16 protein-coding genes are annotated in these 13,700 nt (G+C 74.5%); 3 read left to right on the top strand and 13 right to left on the bottom strand.

Features of this window, described 5'->3' with window-relative positions; all coding sequences use genetic code 11:
• Window positions 1–40: 40 nt before the first annotated feature.
• Window positions 41–631 carry a gamma subclass chorismate mutase AroQ gene (gene aroQ / locus CMS_RS04235; protein ID WP_012298266.1) on the bottom strand — a complete coding sequence of 197 codons (591 nt, stop codon included), beginning with the start codon at window positions 629–631 and terminating at the stop codon, window positions 41–43.
• Between the two features lie 174 nt (window positions 632–805).
• Here aroQ and CMS_RS04230 point away from each other — a divergent pair, with 174 nt between their 5' ends.
• Entirely contained in the window at window positions 806–1,807 is a 1,002-nt protein-coding gene (locus CMS_RS04230) for a hypothetical protein (protein WP_041464385.1), read from the top strand.
• Window positions 1,808–1,844: 37 nt separating this feature from the next.
• On the opposite strand, the gene CMS_RS04225 is transcribed toward CMS_RS04230, so the two are convergent.
• From CMS_RS04225 to CMS_RS04195, 7 genes are all read right to left on the bottom strand, one after another.
• Window positions 1,845–2,501 (bottom strand): HAD family hydrolase, encoded by a 657-nt coding sequence (locus CMS_RS04225; RefSeq protein ID WP_012298264.1) that lies wholly within the window; start codon window positions 2,499–2,501, stop codon window positions 1,845–1,847.
• Window positions 2,498–3,853 (bottom strand): ROK family transcriptional regulator, encoded by a 1,356-nt coding sequence (locus tag CMS_RS04220; RefSeq protein WP_012298263.1) that lies wholly within the window; start codon window positions 3,851–3,853, stop codon window positions 2,498–2,500. The genes CMS_RS04225 and CMS_RS04220 overlap by 4 nt, the downstream gene beginning before the upstream one ends.
• A gap of 20 nt (window positions 3,854–3,873) precedes the next feature.
• On the bottom strand, window positions 3,874–5,094 hold the full coding sequence (locus CMS_RS04215) for a Gfo/Idh/MocA family protein (protein WP_012298262.1): 1,221 nt from the start codon (window positions 5,092–5,094) through the stop codon (window positions 3,874–3,876).
• Window positions 5,091–5,861, bottom strand: coding sequence for a ThuA domain-containing protein (locus CMS_RS04210; RefSeq protein WP_012298261.1), 771 nt, complete (start codon window positions 5,859–5,861; stop codon window positions 5,091–5,093). Before CMS_RS04210 ends, CMS_RS04215 begins: the two co-directional genes overlap by 4 nt.
• Before the next feature lie 79 nt (window positions 5,862–5,940).
• On the bottom strand, window positions 5,941–6,822 hold the full coding sequence (locus CMS_RS04205) for a carbohydrate ABC transporter permease (protein ID WP_012298260.1): 882 nt from the start codon (window positions 6,820–6,822) through the stop codon (window positions 5,941–5,943).
• A complete protein-coding gene (locus CMS_RS04200; RefSeq protein WP_041464384.1) occupies window positions 6,815–7,804 on the bottom strand; it encodes a carbohydrate ABC transporter permease in 990 nt (329 codons plus the stop codon). The genes CMS_RS04205 and CMS_RS04200 overlap by 8 nt, the downstream gene beginning before the upstream one ends.
• A complete protein-coding gene (locus CMS_RS04195; RefSeq protein ID WP_041464383.1) occupies window positions 7,804–9,042 on the bottom strand; it encodes a sugar ABC transporter substrate-binding protein in 1,239 nt (412 codons plus the stop codon). The genes CMS_RS04200 and CMS_RS04195 overlap by 1 nt, the downstream gene beginning before the upstream one ends.
• 205 nt (window positions 9,043–9,247) lie before the next feature.
• Here CMS_RS04195 and CMS_RS04190 point away from each other — a divergent pair, with 205 nt between their 5' ends.
• Window positions 9,248–9,832: a dihydrofolate reductase family protein gene (locus CMS_RS04190; protein WP_012298257.1), complete on the top strand. Its 585-nt coding sequence runs from the start codon at window positions 9,248–9,250 to the stop codon at window positions 9,830–9,832.
• 94 nt (window positions 9,833–9,926) lie between these two features.
• Here the strand turns inward: CMS_RS04190 and CMS_RS04185 are convergent, their stop codons facing one another.
• Window positions 9,927–10,451, bottom strand: a complete 525-nt coding sequence (locus CMS_RS04185; RefSeq protein WP_012298256.1) for a hypothetical protein — start codon at window positions 10,449–10,451, stop codon at window positions 9,927–9,929.
• Between the two features lie 180 nt (window positions 10,452–10,631).
• Here CMS_RS04185 and CMS_RS04180 point away from each other — a divergent pair, with 180 nt between their 5' ends.
• Entirely contained in the window at window positions 10,632–11,639 is a 1,008-nt protein-coding gene (locus CMS_RS04180; protein ID WP_012298255.1) for a D-alanine--D-alanine ligase family protein, read from the top strand.
• A gap of 13 nt (window positions 11,640–11,652) precedes the next feature.
• On the opposite strand, the gene CMS_RS04175 is transcribed toward CMS_RS04180, so the two are convergent.
• Genes CMS_RS04175 through CMS_RS04160 form a run of 4 tightly spaced genes read right to left on the bottom strand, consistent with a single transcriptional unit; the run spans window position 11,653 to window position 13,648 of the window.
• Complete coding sequence (locus CMS_RS04175; RefSeq protein ID WP_012298254.1) at window positions 11,653–12,246, bottom strand: NUDIX hydrolase; 594 nt, start codon at window positions 12,244–12,246, stop codon at window positions 11,653–11,655.
• A gap of 9 nt (window positions 12,247–12,255) precedes the next feature.
• A complete protein-coding gene (locus CMS_RS04170) occupies window positions 12,256–12,735 on the bottom strand; it encodes a GNAT family N-acetyltransferase (protein WP_012298253.1) in 480 nt (159 codons plus the stop codon).
• Complete coding sequence (locus tag CMS_RS04165; RefSeq protein WP_012298252.1) at window positions 12,732–13,112, bottom strand: fluoride efflux transporter FluC; 381 nt, start codon at window positions 13,110–13,112, stop codon at window positions 12,732–12,734. The genes CMS_RS04170 and CMS_RS04165 overlap by 4 nt, the downstream gene beginning before the upstream one ends.
• Complete coding sequence (locus CMS_RS04160) at window positions 13,109–13,648, bottom strand: fluoride efflux transporter FluC (protein WP_012298251.1); 540 nt, start codon at window positions 13,646–13,648, stop codon at window positions 13,109–13,111. Before CMS_RS04160 ends, CMS_RS04165 begins: the two co-directional genes overlap by 4 nt.
• Window positions 13,649–13,700 lie beyond the last annotated feature (52 nt).

The raw sequence follows: 13,700 nt of genomic DNA, 5'->3' as shown, positions 1-13,700 counted from the left end.
CGCATCGGGGCAGCTGACCCGACCGGGTCGGTGGGCCGGCTCAGCTCTCGGGCGTGCAGACGGTCGCGAGGGCCGTGCGGAAGGCCTTGCGGTGGGCGTCGTCGAGGCCCTGGCCGAGCTGGCCGCGGGCGTCCGTGACGAGGTGGCCGCACGCCTGGTCGTCGAGCGCGGTGGCCGCGGCGCCGATGGCCGGGACGAGCCGGGCGTCCACCGCGTTGATGCGCGGGCGGACGCTCGTGGTGAGGTCGGGCGCGGTGGTGGGCGCCTCGTCGGGGTGCGCGCGCCAGCGGGCGATGAGCGCGTTCTGCACCTGCTTGCTCGCCGTGATCTGCGCGCGGATGATGCGCTCGGCGGCGACCGGGTCGACCCCGTCGGCCTTCGCGGCGGCGATGGTGGCGTCGACGACGGCCTGCTCGCGCGCGGGATCCTCGACGGCCTTGCCCGACAGGTACTTCGACGCGGCCACGTCGTCGGCGATCTCGAGGCGGTCGAGCGCGGCGGACGCGACGGCCGTGACCGCCTGCTGCTCCGCCGGGTCGCGCGGGCACGCCTGCGCGGGAGCGGCGGCGGCGAGGACGGCGGCGAGGGTGACGGCGAACGCGGACGTGGCGACGAGGGCACGGCGGGGCATGGCGGATCCGTTCTTCAGGAGCGGGCGGTGGGGAGGTCGGGCGGAGAAGGTCGGGTCGGGCAGGTCGGGTGCCGCGAGCTTAGGCAGACGACGCGCCCGGGCGACCGCCGGAGTCCACAGGTCGGCCCGATCGGGGGCAGGTGCCCGCGGCCGGCGCATCGCTAGCGTGGGCGGATGACGACGCCCGACACCGCGACCGCGCCCGGCACGACCCCCGACCCGCGGGCCCCGCGCACGATCCCCGGGATCCGCGGCGCGCTCCTCGCCCTCGCGGTGGGCGTCGCCGCCGCGGTGCTCGGGCTGCTGCCGTGGATCCTCTCGGGCCTCCGCCTGCCGCCGCAGAACCTGTGGGCCGAGGACGTGACCGACGCCGGGCAGATGCCCATCGCGCTGCTGCCCTTCAACCAGTACACGGCGGGGCTGCTGGCCGCGGTGATCGTGGTGGGCGGCGGCATCGCGGGCGCCGCCGCGCGCGGGCTGCGGTCGCGGCTCCCCCGGCACGGATCCTGGCTCGTGGTCGCGGGGCTGCTCCTCGTGCAGGTCGTCGCGCTCGTGCAGACGTCCGCGGTCACGTCCGCCGGGCTGGGCGTGGACGACGTCTCGGGCGCGGGCGACCGCACGGGCGCCTCGATCAGCGAGGCGCAGGTCTACCTCGTGGCGTTCGTCGGCGGCACCGCGGCGACGGTGCTGCTCGCGGGCCTCGTCGCCGCGCTCGTGGCCCGGGCGCCCGCGGGTCTCGCGGTCGTCGCGACCGCCTTCCCCGTCGTCCTGCTCGGCGAGTGGCTGGGCGGGCTCGTGTCCCCCGGCCCGACCGGGGCGCTGAGCGGGACGGCGTACGCGCTGCTGCCGGTGATCTCGTGGGTGCCGCCCGTCGTGCTCGGCGTCGCCATCGCGCTCACGGTGCTGCGCACGGTCGGCCGCGTGATCGGGTCCGTCGTCGCGGTGCTGCTGGTCTGGGTCGGCACGGCCGTCGTGGTGGGCGTCACCTACGCCCTCGGCAACCGCAGCATGCTCCGCTACCCGCTCGAGCTCCTCGACGCGAGCGGCATGGTGGGCGGCGCCGTGCTCCGCGGTCAGGGCGGCGTGCTCGGCCAGCTCGCGGTCGCGGTGGTCGTCGGGATCCTCGGCGCGCTCGTCGTGCACGCGGTGCGGCGGCGGGTGGTCAGCGCGGCGTGACCGGATCCTCGCCGGCCGGGCATCCGGGACCAGCGTGTCAGACCGCGAGCTCCCGCAGCAGCCTCGGCAGGTCGCGCATGTCGTCGAAGACCGTCGCACCCGCATCGCGCAGCCGGTCGGCCGGCGTCAGCCCGCCCGCGTAGCCGAGCGCGCGCATGCCCGCGGCGAGCGCGCCCTGCACGCCGTACGGGCTGTCCTCGACGACGACGCAGCGCTCCGGATCCACGCCCATGCGCGACGCCGCGAGGAGGAAGAGGTCGGGTGCGGGCTTGCCGTGCGCGACCTCGGTGGCGCTCGAGATCCGGCCGTCGAAGCGCGCGAGCAGACCCGTGCGCGCGAGGTTCGCGCGGATCTTGGGGTGGCCGCCGCTGGACGCCACGCACGTCGGCAGGGCGATCGCGTCGAGCGCCTCCGCGATCCCGTCGACCGGCCGCAGGTGCTCCTCGAACGCCTCCCTGTACCAGTGCGCGTAGGGCGCATCCCAGTCGTCGGCGAGGTCGCGGCCGCGGTGCGCGGCGACCTCGGCGGTGGAGGTCGCGTGCGACTTGCCGACGAAGCGCTCGACGATCTCCTCCGTCGTGATGTCCCAGCCGAGCTCGGCGAGGACGCGCTTGTCGACCTCCACCGCGAGCACCTCGCTGTCGACGAGCACGCCGTCGCAGTCGAGGATCACGAGGTCGACCGGGACGCTCACGCCGTGGAGCGCTCGGCGTCGGCGGCGGCGCGCATCACGCCCGACGGATCCACGAGCACGCGCGCGAACGCGAGCTCGGCCGCGCCGATCATCAGCCGGTCGGGGCCGAGGGCCGCGCGGCGGATGCGGAGCGCCTCGCGCGCGCCGGGGAGCGCCTGGGCGGTCGCGCGGGCGAGGATGCGGTCGGGATCCGCCGCGTGCAGCGACCCGAGGAACCCGCCGAGCACCACGAGCGACGGGTTGAAGATGTTGACGACGTTGCGGAGCGCGACGGCCAGGTTGGCGATCTGCCGCTCGACCTCGGCGGTGATGGCCGGATCGCCCGCCTCGAGCGCCGCCGCGAGCACGTCGCCCAGCTCGTCGGCGCGGGCGCGCGGCAGGCCCGTGACCTCGAGCAGCGCGTCCTGGCCGACCGTCGTCTCGAGGCAGCCGACCGCGCCGCAGTGGCAGAGCTCGCCGCCCGAGTCGACGAGGGTGTGGCCGAGCTCGCCGCCGTAGCCCTCCGCGCCGCCGAACGGGCGCCGGCCGATGAGCACGCCGCCGCCGACGCCCGACGCGCCGCCGTTGAGGTAGACGAGGTCGTCGACGTCGCGGCCGGATCCGAAGCGCCCCTCGGCGACGGCCGCGAGGCTCGCGTCGTTGGCGGCGAGTGCGGGCAGCCCGGTGGCCTCGGCGAGGAGCGCGGCGAACGGCTCGTCGACCCAGCCGAGGTGCGGCGCGAGGCGCACGATGCCGCCGTCGAAGCGCACGAGGCCCGGGACCGCGACGCCGATGCCGAGCACGCGCGCGTCGGGCCGCGTCGCGCAGAGCTCCGCGCGCAGCTCGGCGATGATCGCGCCGGCGAGCTCGGCGGCCCGCGCGGCCGTGGGGATCCCGGCGGTGTCGCGGCGGATCCGCTGCTGTACCACGCCGTCGAGGCCGACGAGCCCCACGGTGACGGCGTCGATCTCGGGGTTCACCGCGAAGACGACCACGCGCGGATCGGCCGAGACGATGGGGCTCGGCCGCCCGACCCGGTTGGTGCCGGGCGGCTCCGACTCGACCACGAGCCCGAGCTCCTGCAGCTCCCCCACGAGCGCGGCGATGGTGGAGCGGTTGAGGCCGGTCTCGCGCGTCAGCTCGGAGCGGGACGCGGGGCCAGTCTCGTGCACGATCTGGAGCACGGTCGCGAGGTTGGAGCGGCGGACGTGGTCGGGCGTGGTGCCGCGGGAGCGGGCGTCGCCGGTCGGCGGGATCTCGCGGGAGCGCGGATCCGGCGCGAGCGGCACGGCGCGGGCCAGCCGGGCGGGGTCCTGGACCGGGGCTGGCGGCTCGGGCGCGCGCGCGGCGTCGCCCGCCTCGTGCCCGGTCACTGGATCCCCACCCGACGAGGCTACCCGGCGGCAGCCGGGCGGACGACGGCGGCGACGCCCGCGGCACCCGCGGACGCCGGCGGCCCCTGGAGCGTCTCCCGCACGCCCCGCTCGCGCCACGCCTCGAGCCGGGCGCGCACGTCGTCGCGCCGCTCGTCGGCGAGCGCGGTCGCGTACGCGCGCTCGAGCACGTCGTCGATCGCGAGCCGCCGGCCCGTGTCCTTCGACTCGATCGCGGCCTCCACCATCGCGAGGCTCATCACGTTGCCGTGCACCTCGCCGTGCGGCCGCTCCCCCGTGCGCAGCGCGCGCACGAAGGCGCGCAGCGATCCGGCGATCTCGACCCCCACCGACCCGGCGGCCGCGGGCTCCGCGGGCGGGCCGTCGGGCGCGTCCGCGATCTCGCTCGTCGGGTCGTGGTCGCCGTCCCACAGCGCGGTGCCGTGGGCGCCGCTCACCCGCCAGGATCCGTTCCACGACGTCTCCGCGCCCGGGCTGCACCAGCTGCCCGTGTAGACGTAGCGCACGCCGCCCTCGAACGCGAAGACCACGGTGGCGCCCGCGTCGCCGCGGTACCAGCTCCACGCGGGGTTGTACGACTCGCAGTAGACGCTCACGGGATCCGCGTCGAGCAGGTACCGCACGGCGTCGAACTGGTGCACCGCCATGTCGAGCAGCAGCACGTCGTCCATCTCCTCGCGGAACCCGCCGAAGTGCGGGGCCTTGAAGAACTCCGTCGTGACGATGCCGACGCCGCCGAGGTCGGCCGCCCGCCGCTTCAGGGCGACGAGGTGGTCGTTGTAGCGGCGCGACTGGCTGACCATGAACAGCTCGCCCGTGATCTCCGCGGCCGCCGCGAGCGACAGCCCCTCGGCGACCGTGAGCGCGACGGGCTTCTCGCCGAGCACCGGGATCCCGGCGAACAGCGCCTGCGTGGTGACGGGGTGGTGCGCGCGCGGGATGGTGACGTCGATCACCGCGTCGGGCCGCAGCCGCGCGATCAGCTGACCGAGGTCGGTGGACGCCTCCGCGGATGCCCCGTGCGCCGCGGCACCCGCGCGGGCCGCCTGCTCGTCGAGGTCGACGACGCCCACGAGCTCGACGTCGGGATCCTCCGCGATGGTCTTCAGCCACGCCTGCCCCATGCCGCCCGCGCCGACCTGCACGACCCGCAGGCGCGCGCCGTCGGCGGGCGCGACGATCCGGTGAGCCGGGCCCGTGCGCGCGTCACCGGCCGTCATCGCTCGAGCGCCCCGGCGTAGTCGGTGCCGTCGTAGTACTCGCCGAGCTCGTAGCGCAGCAGCGTGGGCGTCTCGCGGCGGTCGGGCCGCGCCCACTCGCAGGCGTTCGCGATCACGCGGCGCACGTCCGGGTGGTGGTACACGGGGAAGTCCTGGTCGCCGGGCGAGAAGAAGAAGATCCGGCCGAAGCCGCGGCGGTAGGTCATGCCGCTGCGGAACACCTCGCCGCCCGTGAAGCCCGAAATGAAGACGAGCTCGTCGGGCGTGGGAACGTCGAAGTACTCGCCGTACATCTCCTGCTCGTCGATGACGATGGGGTTGGGGACGCCGCGGGTGATGGGGTGCTGCGGGTTCACGGTCCACACCAGCTCGCGGTCGTGCTCGCTGCGCCAGCGGAGGGTGCAGGTCGTGCCCATGAGCTTCGTGAAGATCTTCGACCAGTGCCCGGAGTGCAGCACGATGAGGCCCATGCCGTCGAGCACGTGGCGGTGCACCCGCTCGACGACCTGGTCGTCCACCTCGGCGTGGGCCGCGTGGCCCCACCAGGTGAGGACGTCGGTGCGGGCGAGCAGCTCCTCGGTGAGGCCGTGCTCGGGCTGGTCCATGGTCGCGATCTCGACGTGCGCGTCGGGCAGGTTCTCCTGCACGCCCTCGGCGACGGCGCCGTGCATCCCGGTCGGGTAGCGGTCGCGGACGTGCTGCTCGATCTGCTCGTGGCGGTTCTCGCCCCAGACGGTGACGCGGAGCGGGGAGGTCGGGTCGGTCATGGTCTTCCTTCTGATGGGGTGGTGCGGGTGTCGGAGGCGGCGGGAGGGCCGTCGGGGGCGCGGGCGTGCGGGAGCCGGATCACTTGACCGCGCCGCCCGTCGCCCCTGCCGCGATGAAGCGCTGCGCCGCGAGGAGCAGGATGATCGCCGGCAGCGAGGCGAGCACCGCCGTCGCCATCACCGTGCTCCAGTCGGCGGTGTACGTGCCGATGTACTGGTAGATCCCGAGCGTGATGGGGCGCACGTCGTCGGTCGTCGTGAGAGTCAGCGCGAACAGGAAGTCGCTCCAGGTGAAGAGGAACGTGAAGAGCCCGGCCGTGATCACGGCGTTGAGGCTCACGGGCAGGACGATCGAGCGGAAGGCCCGGAAGTTCCCGGCGCCGTCGACCTTCGCGGCCTCGATGATCGACGGCGGGATGCCCGCCATGAACGCCCGCATGATGAGGATCGCGAACGGGATGCCCGCGGTGGAGTCCGCGAGGATCAGGCCCGGGATCGAGTTGAGCAGCCCCAGGTCGTTGTACGCCGCGTAGAGCGCGTTGGCGACGACGATGCCCGGGATCATCTGCGAGATGAGGATCCCGAACAGCACCACGTCGATCCACCGGAAGCGGAACTGCGCGAGCGCGTACGCCGCCGGGGTCGCGATCGCGAGGCTCAGCACCACGCTGCCGAGCGCGATCACCAGGCTCGTGCCGAGCGCCCGCCCCTGCTCCGAGAGCGCGGTCGCGTAGCCCTGGAACTGCGCCTCGAACGGGAACCAGGCCGCCTGGATGGCGGGGCCGGCGGGCTGCAGCGAGATGTTGACCATCCAGTAGACGGGGAACAGCATCACGGCGAGGATCACGACGCCGATCACCGTGGAGACCCAGCTGCGGTCCGCGCGCGGCTTCCGCGAGCCCACGGGCCGCGGCAGGGCAGGACGGGCGGCACGGGCGGCACGGGCGGCGGTGTCAGTCATCGACGGCCTTCCTGTTGGCGCGGAGGTAGACCACCGCGAACACCGCCGAGATGGCGATGAGGATGTTGCTCAGGGCGGCGCCCGACCCGAAGTCGAACTGCTGGAACGAGAGCGTGTACGACTGCGTCGCGATGGTCTGCGTCGAGTTCGCGGGCCCGCCGTTCGTGAGGCCGAGGATGATGTCGAGCACCTTGATCGTGTAGACGACGCCGAGCACGAGCACCACGCCCACCACGGGTCGCAGCAGCGGCCAGGTGATGTGGCGGAAGCCCTTCCAGCCGGTGGCCCCGTCGAGGGACCCGGCCTCGTACAGCTCCGGCGGGATGTCCTGCAGGCCGCCGTAGAGGATCGTCGTGTTGAACGGGATCCCGATCCACACGTTCACGGCGATCACCGTGATGAGCGCGAAGGCCGGGCTGGTGAGCCATGGAACCGGGTCCTGCACGAGCCCCGAGCCGAGGAGCGCCTGGTTGAGCACGCCCGAGTCCTGGTCGAGGATCCACTTCCACACCGCGCTCGAGACGATGAGGGGCAGCAGCCACGGCAGGAGCAGCAGCGCCCGCAGCAGGCCGTTGAGCGGGAAGGACCGGCGGAAGAACAGCGCCAGCACGAGCCCGATGACGAACTGGCCGGCGATCGACCCGGCCGTGAACAGGAACGTGTTGAGCAGCGCCGTGGAGAAGATCCCCGACGAGAGCACCGACGCGTAGTTCGCGAAGCCGACCCACGGCGCCTCGCCCGTGTAGAAGGTCGTCGTCGTGTACTCCTGGAAGCTCATGACGATGTTCTTTACGACCGGGAACCCGAAGAAGAGCACGAGGTAGGCGATCGCCGGCACCAGGAACATCGCCTGGAAGAAGCGCTCCCCCCGGAAGCGGGGTCGACGGCGCACGGGGCCGCGCGCCACGGCCGGATCCACGGCGCCCCGGGCCCGCCCGGCGGCCTGCGCGGTCGGGCGGGCGGGGACGACGGTCGTCGCCATCAGCCCTGCTCGGCGTTCTCCAGCGCGTCCTCCGGCGACGACTGGCCGGTGAGCGCCGACTGCACGGCCGTGTAGATCTTCGTGGCGGCCTTCGGCCACTCCGCGCCGAGCTCGCCGGTGCGGGCGCGGGCGTCGGCGACGAGGTCGACGAACACCTGCTCCTCCGGCACCTGCTGGCCGAACTCGGTGGCGACGGCGGTCTTCGACGGGATGGTGAAGCGCTTGGTCGCCATCTCGAGCTGGTTCTCGTCGGAGTTGAGGCACTCGACGACCTTCGCGGCCGTCTGCTGCTTCGCCTTGTCGCCCGTCTGCGGCACGGTCCACACCTCGCCGCCGAGCGGGGCGACGGCGGTGCCGCCGGCCTCGGGCGCCGGGAGCTTCGCGATGCCGTAGTCGACGCCCGACTCGGTGAGCGCCGGGATCTGCCACGGGCCGTTGATCATCATCGCCGTCTTGCCGGCCATGAACTGGTCGTTGACGTCGGACTGGGTCCAGTTGACGACGCTCTGGGACGCCGAGCCGTCCTTCACGAGGTCGGTCCAGAGCTGCAGCGCCTCCGCGGTCTCAGGGGTCGCGATGTCCTTCTCGTCACCGCCGTTCGACCACATGAAGGGCAGGAACTGCCAGGTGCCCTCGTAGGTGGCGTTGGCGTCCATCGCGATGCCGTAGCGGTCGCCGTCCTTGAGCGCGGCGGCCGCGGTCTTCAGCTCGTCCCACGTGGTGGGCGGCTGGATCCCCGCGTCGGCCAGCATCTGCGTGTTGTAGAAGAGCGCGATCGTGTTGACGGTGGGCGCGAGGCCGTACGTCTTGCCCTCGTAGGTGCCGGCGTCGACGACGCCCTTCGCGTAGCCGTCGGTGGAGATGCCGAAGTCCTCGAGCGGGGCGAGCGCGCCGGTCGCGGCGATCTGCTGGAGGTCGGGGTTGTCGAGCATGAGCACGTCCGGCAGGGTGCGCGACGACGCCTGCTGCAGCACCTTCTGGATGAGGCTCGAGCCGGGGATCGACGTGCGCTCGATGGTGACGCCGAGGGACTCGCCGCACTTCTGGAGGGTGTCGCCGATGACGGTGTCGTCGTTGCCCTCGTTGTAGTAGTCGGTGACGGTGATCGTCTTCGGATCCCCGCCGGACGAGGATCCGCCTCCCCCGCCGCCGGAGCAGCCGGCGAGCACGAGGGGGACGGTGGCCGCGAGGGCGGCGGCGCCGACGAGGCGGCGGCGGGCGGTGGATCGAGGGGACATCGCGTGGTCTCTTCCTTGAGGTGGCGGTGGATCCGGGGCTCGACGACGCCGTGATCCGCCAGCTCGCACGCATCCGGGTGGCATCGTCGCTATCCCGATGGCGGCGACGCTAACACCGCTTCGGGACTCGTGTAAAGCGGTTAACCAGAAAGTTCCCGCGCTCCCGAGCCCCTCCGGGTGGACGCCGCCAGCGGCGGGGCGGATCATGGCGACCACACCCGAACTCGAGGAGGAGCACGTGCGACGACTCACCGCAGGCCTGTTCACGTCCGTCGACGGCGTGGTGGAGTCGCCGCACCTGTTCCAGTACGACTCGTTCGACCCCGAGCTCGGCGCCGGCCTCGGCCGCATGATCTCGTCGGTCACCACCGCCGTGATGGGCCGCCGCGGCTACGAGGACTGGTCGGCGCACTGGCCGGCCGCGCCCGCCGACGACCCGTTCGCCGCGTTCGTCAACCCGCTCGAGAAGCTGGTCGCCACGCGCACCCTCACGGGCGACCTGGGGTGGAACGCCACGCGCATCGAGGGCGACGCGCTCGCGGCGATCGCCCGGCTGAAGGAGACGGAGGGCGGCGAGATCGCCGTGCTGTCGAGCATCTCGCTCACGCGCGCGCTGCTGTTCGCGGGGCTGCTCGACGAGCTGACCCTCATGATCCACCCGGTCGTCGCGGGCGCCGGGCGCCGCCTGTTCGAGCCCGACGACCCGACCACGCGGCTCGAGCTGCGGCGCTCCGAGATCACGAGCGCGGGCAACGCGGTGCTCACCTACGCGCGGCGCACCGGCGACTGAGCCGCGCGGGACGCCCGGCGGTCGGTGGACGCGACGACGCCCCCGGCGCGTGCCGGGGGCGTCGAGGCGGGGATGCGGGGATGCGGTGGGCGACCTAGCGCAGGGTCACGTGCGGGGAGCGGATCGGGTACACGATCCAGTGCGTCCAGCGGGTGTCGACCGTGCCCGTCGTCCAGCGGTAGTTCGCGCCGCGCGAGCAGGCGAAGTCGCTGTACGAGGAGACCGTGTAGCGCGAGTTCGCGAGCAGGTCGACGCCGATGTCGGTCCAGATGGGCAGGCCGGACTGGGGCAGGTCGACGCAGCGCGACCAGCCGGGCACGCCGTTGCCGGGGTTCGGCCCCTGGATGAGGATCGACACGACGACGTCGCCGTACCGCTGCATGTGCGCGGAGAAGTGCACGGTCTGGCGTCGCACGTAGCGGTCGGATGCGGCGACCGGGTCGCCGGCGGGGGCGACCGTGGCGGTCGTGGCGGCGCCCGCCGGGGCGGCGACGGGGGCCGCGGACGCCTGCGCAGCGGGCGCGGTGCCGACGCCGGCGAGGGCGGATCCCGCGATGGCGAGGGCGGCGAGCGCCACGCGGGTGCGGCGCGGACGGGAAGCGGTGGTGCGGACGTGCACGGGGTCTTCCGATCGGGTGGGGGATGCGGGCGGCGACCCGCGGGACGACGGTAGGGGCAGAGCCGTGCCCGGATCCCTCCGGCAGACGAACGTCTGGTGAAGAGAGCGACGGATGGCGCAGGGGCGTGCCGGCCGCGGGTCCGCCGCCGGGCGCGGGCGCCCCGCCGATAGGGTCGCGGGATGCGGATCTCAGTGCTCTTCGGCGGCGAGAGCGAGGAGCGCGACGTCTCCATCGCGAGCGCCGCGCAGGTCGTCCCGGCCCTCCGGCAGCTCGGGCACGAGGTGGTCGCGGTCGACACCGCGCACGGTGCGCTGGACGCCGCCGCCGAGGCGCGGATCCTCACCCCCGACGTCGGCCTGCACCCGCCGACGTCGGCGGAGCTGGCCACCGCGAGCGCGGGCGGATCCGGCGCGGTGCTGCGCCTCCCGGCCGACCTCCGCGACAGCGACCTCGTGTTCCTCGCGCTGCACGGCGGATCCGGCGAGGACGGCCGCCTGCAGGCGCTCCTCGAGCTGGCGGGCATCCCGTTCACGGGATCCGGCTCCCTCGGCAGCGCCCTCGCGATGGACAAGGACGTCGCCAAGACGCTGCTGCGCGCCGGCGGCGTCCGCACGCCCGACTGGCTGATCGACCCCGAGCCCGGCGCGGTCGAGGCCGCCCTCGGGTTCCCGGTGGTCGTGAAGCCGACCGGCCAGGGATCCACCGTCGGGCTCTCCGTGGTGCGCGCCGCCGCGGACCTGCCCGCCGCGCTGGAGCTCGCCGCACGGCACGGCACGGTGATGGTCGAGCGCTTCGTGCGCGGCCGCGAGCTGACGGTCGGCGTGCTCGACGGCGAGGCGCTCGCGGTCGGCGAGATCGGCGTGCCCGTGGACGAGGCGTTCACCTACGCCGCGAAGTACCAGGCCGGGGCGATCGCGGAGACGTTCCCGGCCGACCTGCCGAGCGAGGTGGCGGAGGAGGCGCGGGCCGCGGCCCTGGCGGCCCACCGGATCCTCCGGCTCGACGGCTACAGCCGCTCCGACTTCCGCCTCGATGACGCGGGCATCCTCTGGATCATCGAGGCCAACAGCCTCCCCGGCCTCACCGCGACGAGCCTCCTGCCGCAGTCGGCGGCGGCGGTCGGCATCGGCTACGCCGAGCTGTGCGAGCGGATCGCGCGGGTCGTGCTGCGGGGGCGCGCGGGCTGACGACGCGGGGCGGTCAGCGCGACGCGACCTGCCCGACCGGCGGCAGCAGCCCCTGCTCGGCGGCGGCCGCGCGGGCGATCAGCAGGGTCGGGTCCTCGATGCGGCCCGCGGCGATGAGCGCGTCGAGCTCCGCGACGGGCATGCGGACGAGGCGCACCTGCTCGGACGGGTCGGAGCGGTCGGCGACGCCCGCGGTGGTCGGCGTCGTGCAGGCGAAGACGTGCACGAGCCAGGACGCGCGGCCGGGGTTCACGGCGTAGGTGCGCAGCGGCACGAGGTCGGGCGCGACGAGGCCGAGCTCCTCCTCGAGCTCGCGGCGGGCGGCGTCGGCGGGCTGCTCGGAGGCGTCGCCCGCACCGCCGGGGAGGTCGAGGATCCACCGGCCGAGCGGGTGCCGGTACTGGCGCGACAGGATCACGGCGTCGCCGTCGATCACGAGCGTGGCGACCGCGAACGGCACGCTCTCGTCGACTTCGTAGCGCGACGCGGATCCGTCGGGCAGCTGCACGTCGTGCTCGACCAGGACGACGCGTCCGCGGTGCAGGTCGCGGCGGCCGGTCGTGGTCCAGGTGCGCTCGGGTTCGGGCTGGGCGTCCGCGCTGCTCATCCCGCGAGCCTAGGCCGCGCCCGACGCGGTCGCCCCCAGCGCCCGTGACCACGCGACCTCGCGCGCCAGCTGGCCGCTCGCGCGGAACGCGACGACCTGGCGGGCGCCCGGCAGCGCGGCGGCCAGCGCGTCGCGGTCCGCCTCCGCGAAGCCGAGGCCCTGCCAGAACGGACCGGATCTCCGCGAGAACAGCCACGCGCGCTCGGCACCGGCCGCGGTCGCCTCGGCGAGCGCGTGCCGGGCGAGCGTCGAGCCGAGGCCCCCGGACCGCAGGGAGGGCGCGACCGCGACGCTGCGGATCAGCGCGTGCCGCCCGTCCGCGCTGAGCTCGAAGCCCGTGCTGCCGGTGATGCGGCCGGCCGCGTCGCGCTGGATCCAGAGCCGCACGCCCGGGTCGTCGAGCCCCGTGACGGTGAGGTCCGCCGCCGCGAGGAAGGCGTGCAGCGCCTCGACGTCCGCGGCGGAGGCGACGGGCGACAGGGCCGTCACAGCGCCTGGCCCAGCGCGATCCCGAGGCCCGCCGCCGCGATGCAGACGACGAGCATCCCGACGCCGTTCGCGACCGCCGCACCGACCCGGCCGGCCTGCGCGAGCCGCACGGTCTCGAGGCTGGCGGTGCTGAAGGTCGTGTAGCCGCCCATGAGGCCGCCGCCGAGGATGAGCAGCACCGCGTGCGGGAGGCCCGCCTGCGCGGCGGCGCCCGTGAGCAGGCCGAGCCCGAACGAGCCGGTGACGTTGATGACGGTGGTGCCCCACGGGTACGCCGCGCCGAGGCGGCCGCGGATGACGCCGTCGAGCAGCAGGCGGAGGGCGGCTCCGACGCCGCCGGCCACGCAGATCAGCGCGAACACGAACGGGCCGGTCACGACGCTGCCCCCGTCGCGCGGCCGGCGGCCGACCGGCGGTGGATCGCGGCACCCGCGGCGATCCCGGCGACGGATGCCGCGGCGCCCGCCACGAGCGTGATCCCCGCGTAGGCGAGCGCCGTGCCGAGCGCGGATCCGGTGAGCGACGACGCGTCGGTCGCGAGCGAGCTGTAGGTGGTGAAGCCGCCGAGCACGCCCGTGCCCACGAGCAGCCGGATCGCGCGGCGCCGGCCCTCGTCGGGCCCGCGGCGGGCGAGCGCCTCCAGCAGCGCGCCGAGGACGAAGGCGCCGACCACGTTGATGAGGAGGATCGTCACCGGGATGCCCCCTGCTGGCGCGGGCCAGGTGAGGGCGAGCGCCTCGCGGATCCCCGTGCCGACGGCGCCGCCGAGCGCGACGAGCCCGAGGGACGACCAGCGCAGGTGGACCGGGCGGCCCGGATCGTCGTCCACCTCGACGTCGCTGTCGAGGGGCGCGCCGTCGAAGGGCACGCCGCTGAGGGGCGCGCCGGGGTCGGGCTGCGGGTGATCGGTCATGGGGTCTCCCATCTCGGATGGCATGGCGGTGCCGTGAGACAGGGACTGTCGT

This window comes from Clavibacter sepedonicus, assembly GCF_000069225.1.
GTDB classification, from domain to species: domain Bacteria; phylum Actinomycetota; class Actinomycetes; order Actinomycetales; family Microbacteriaceae; genus Clavibacter; species Clavibacter sepedonicus.
The sequence above is the reverse complement of the archived record's forward strand: the minus strand, read 5'-3'. Positions and strand labels throughout refer to the sequence as shown.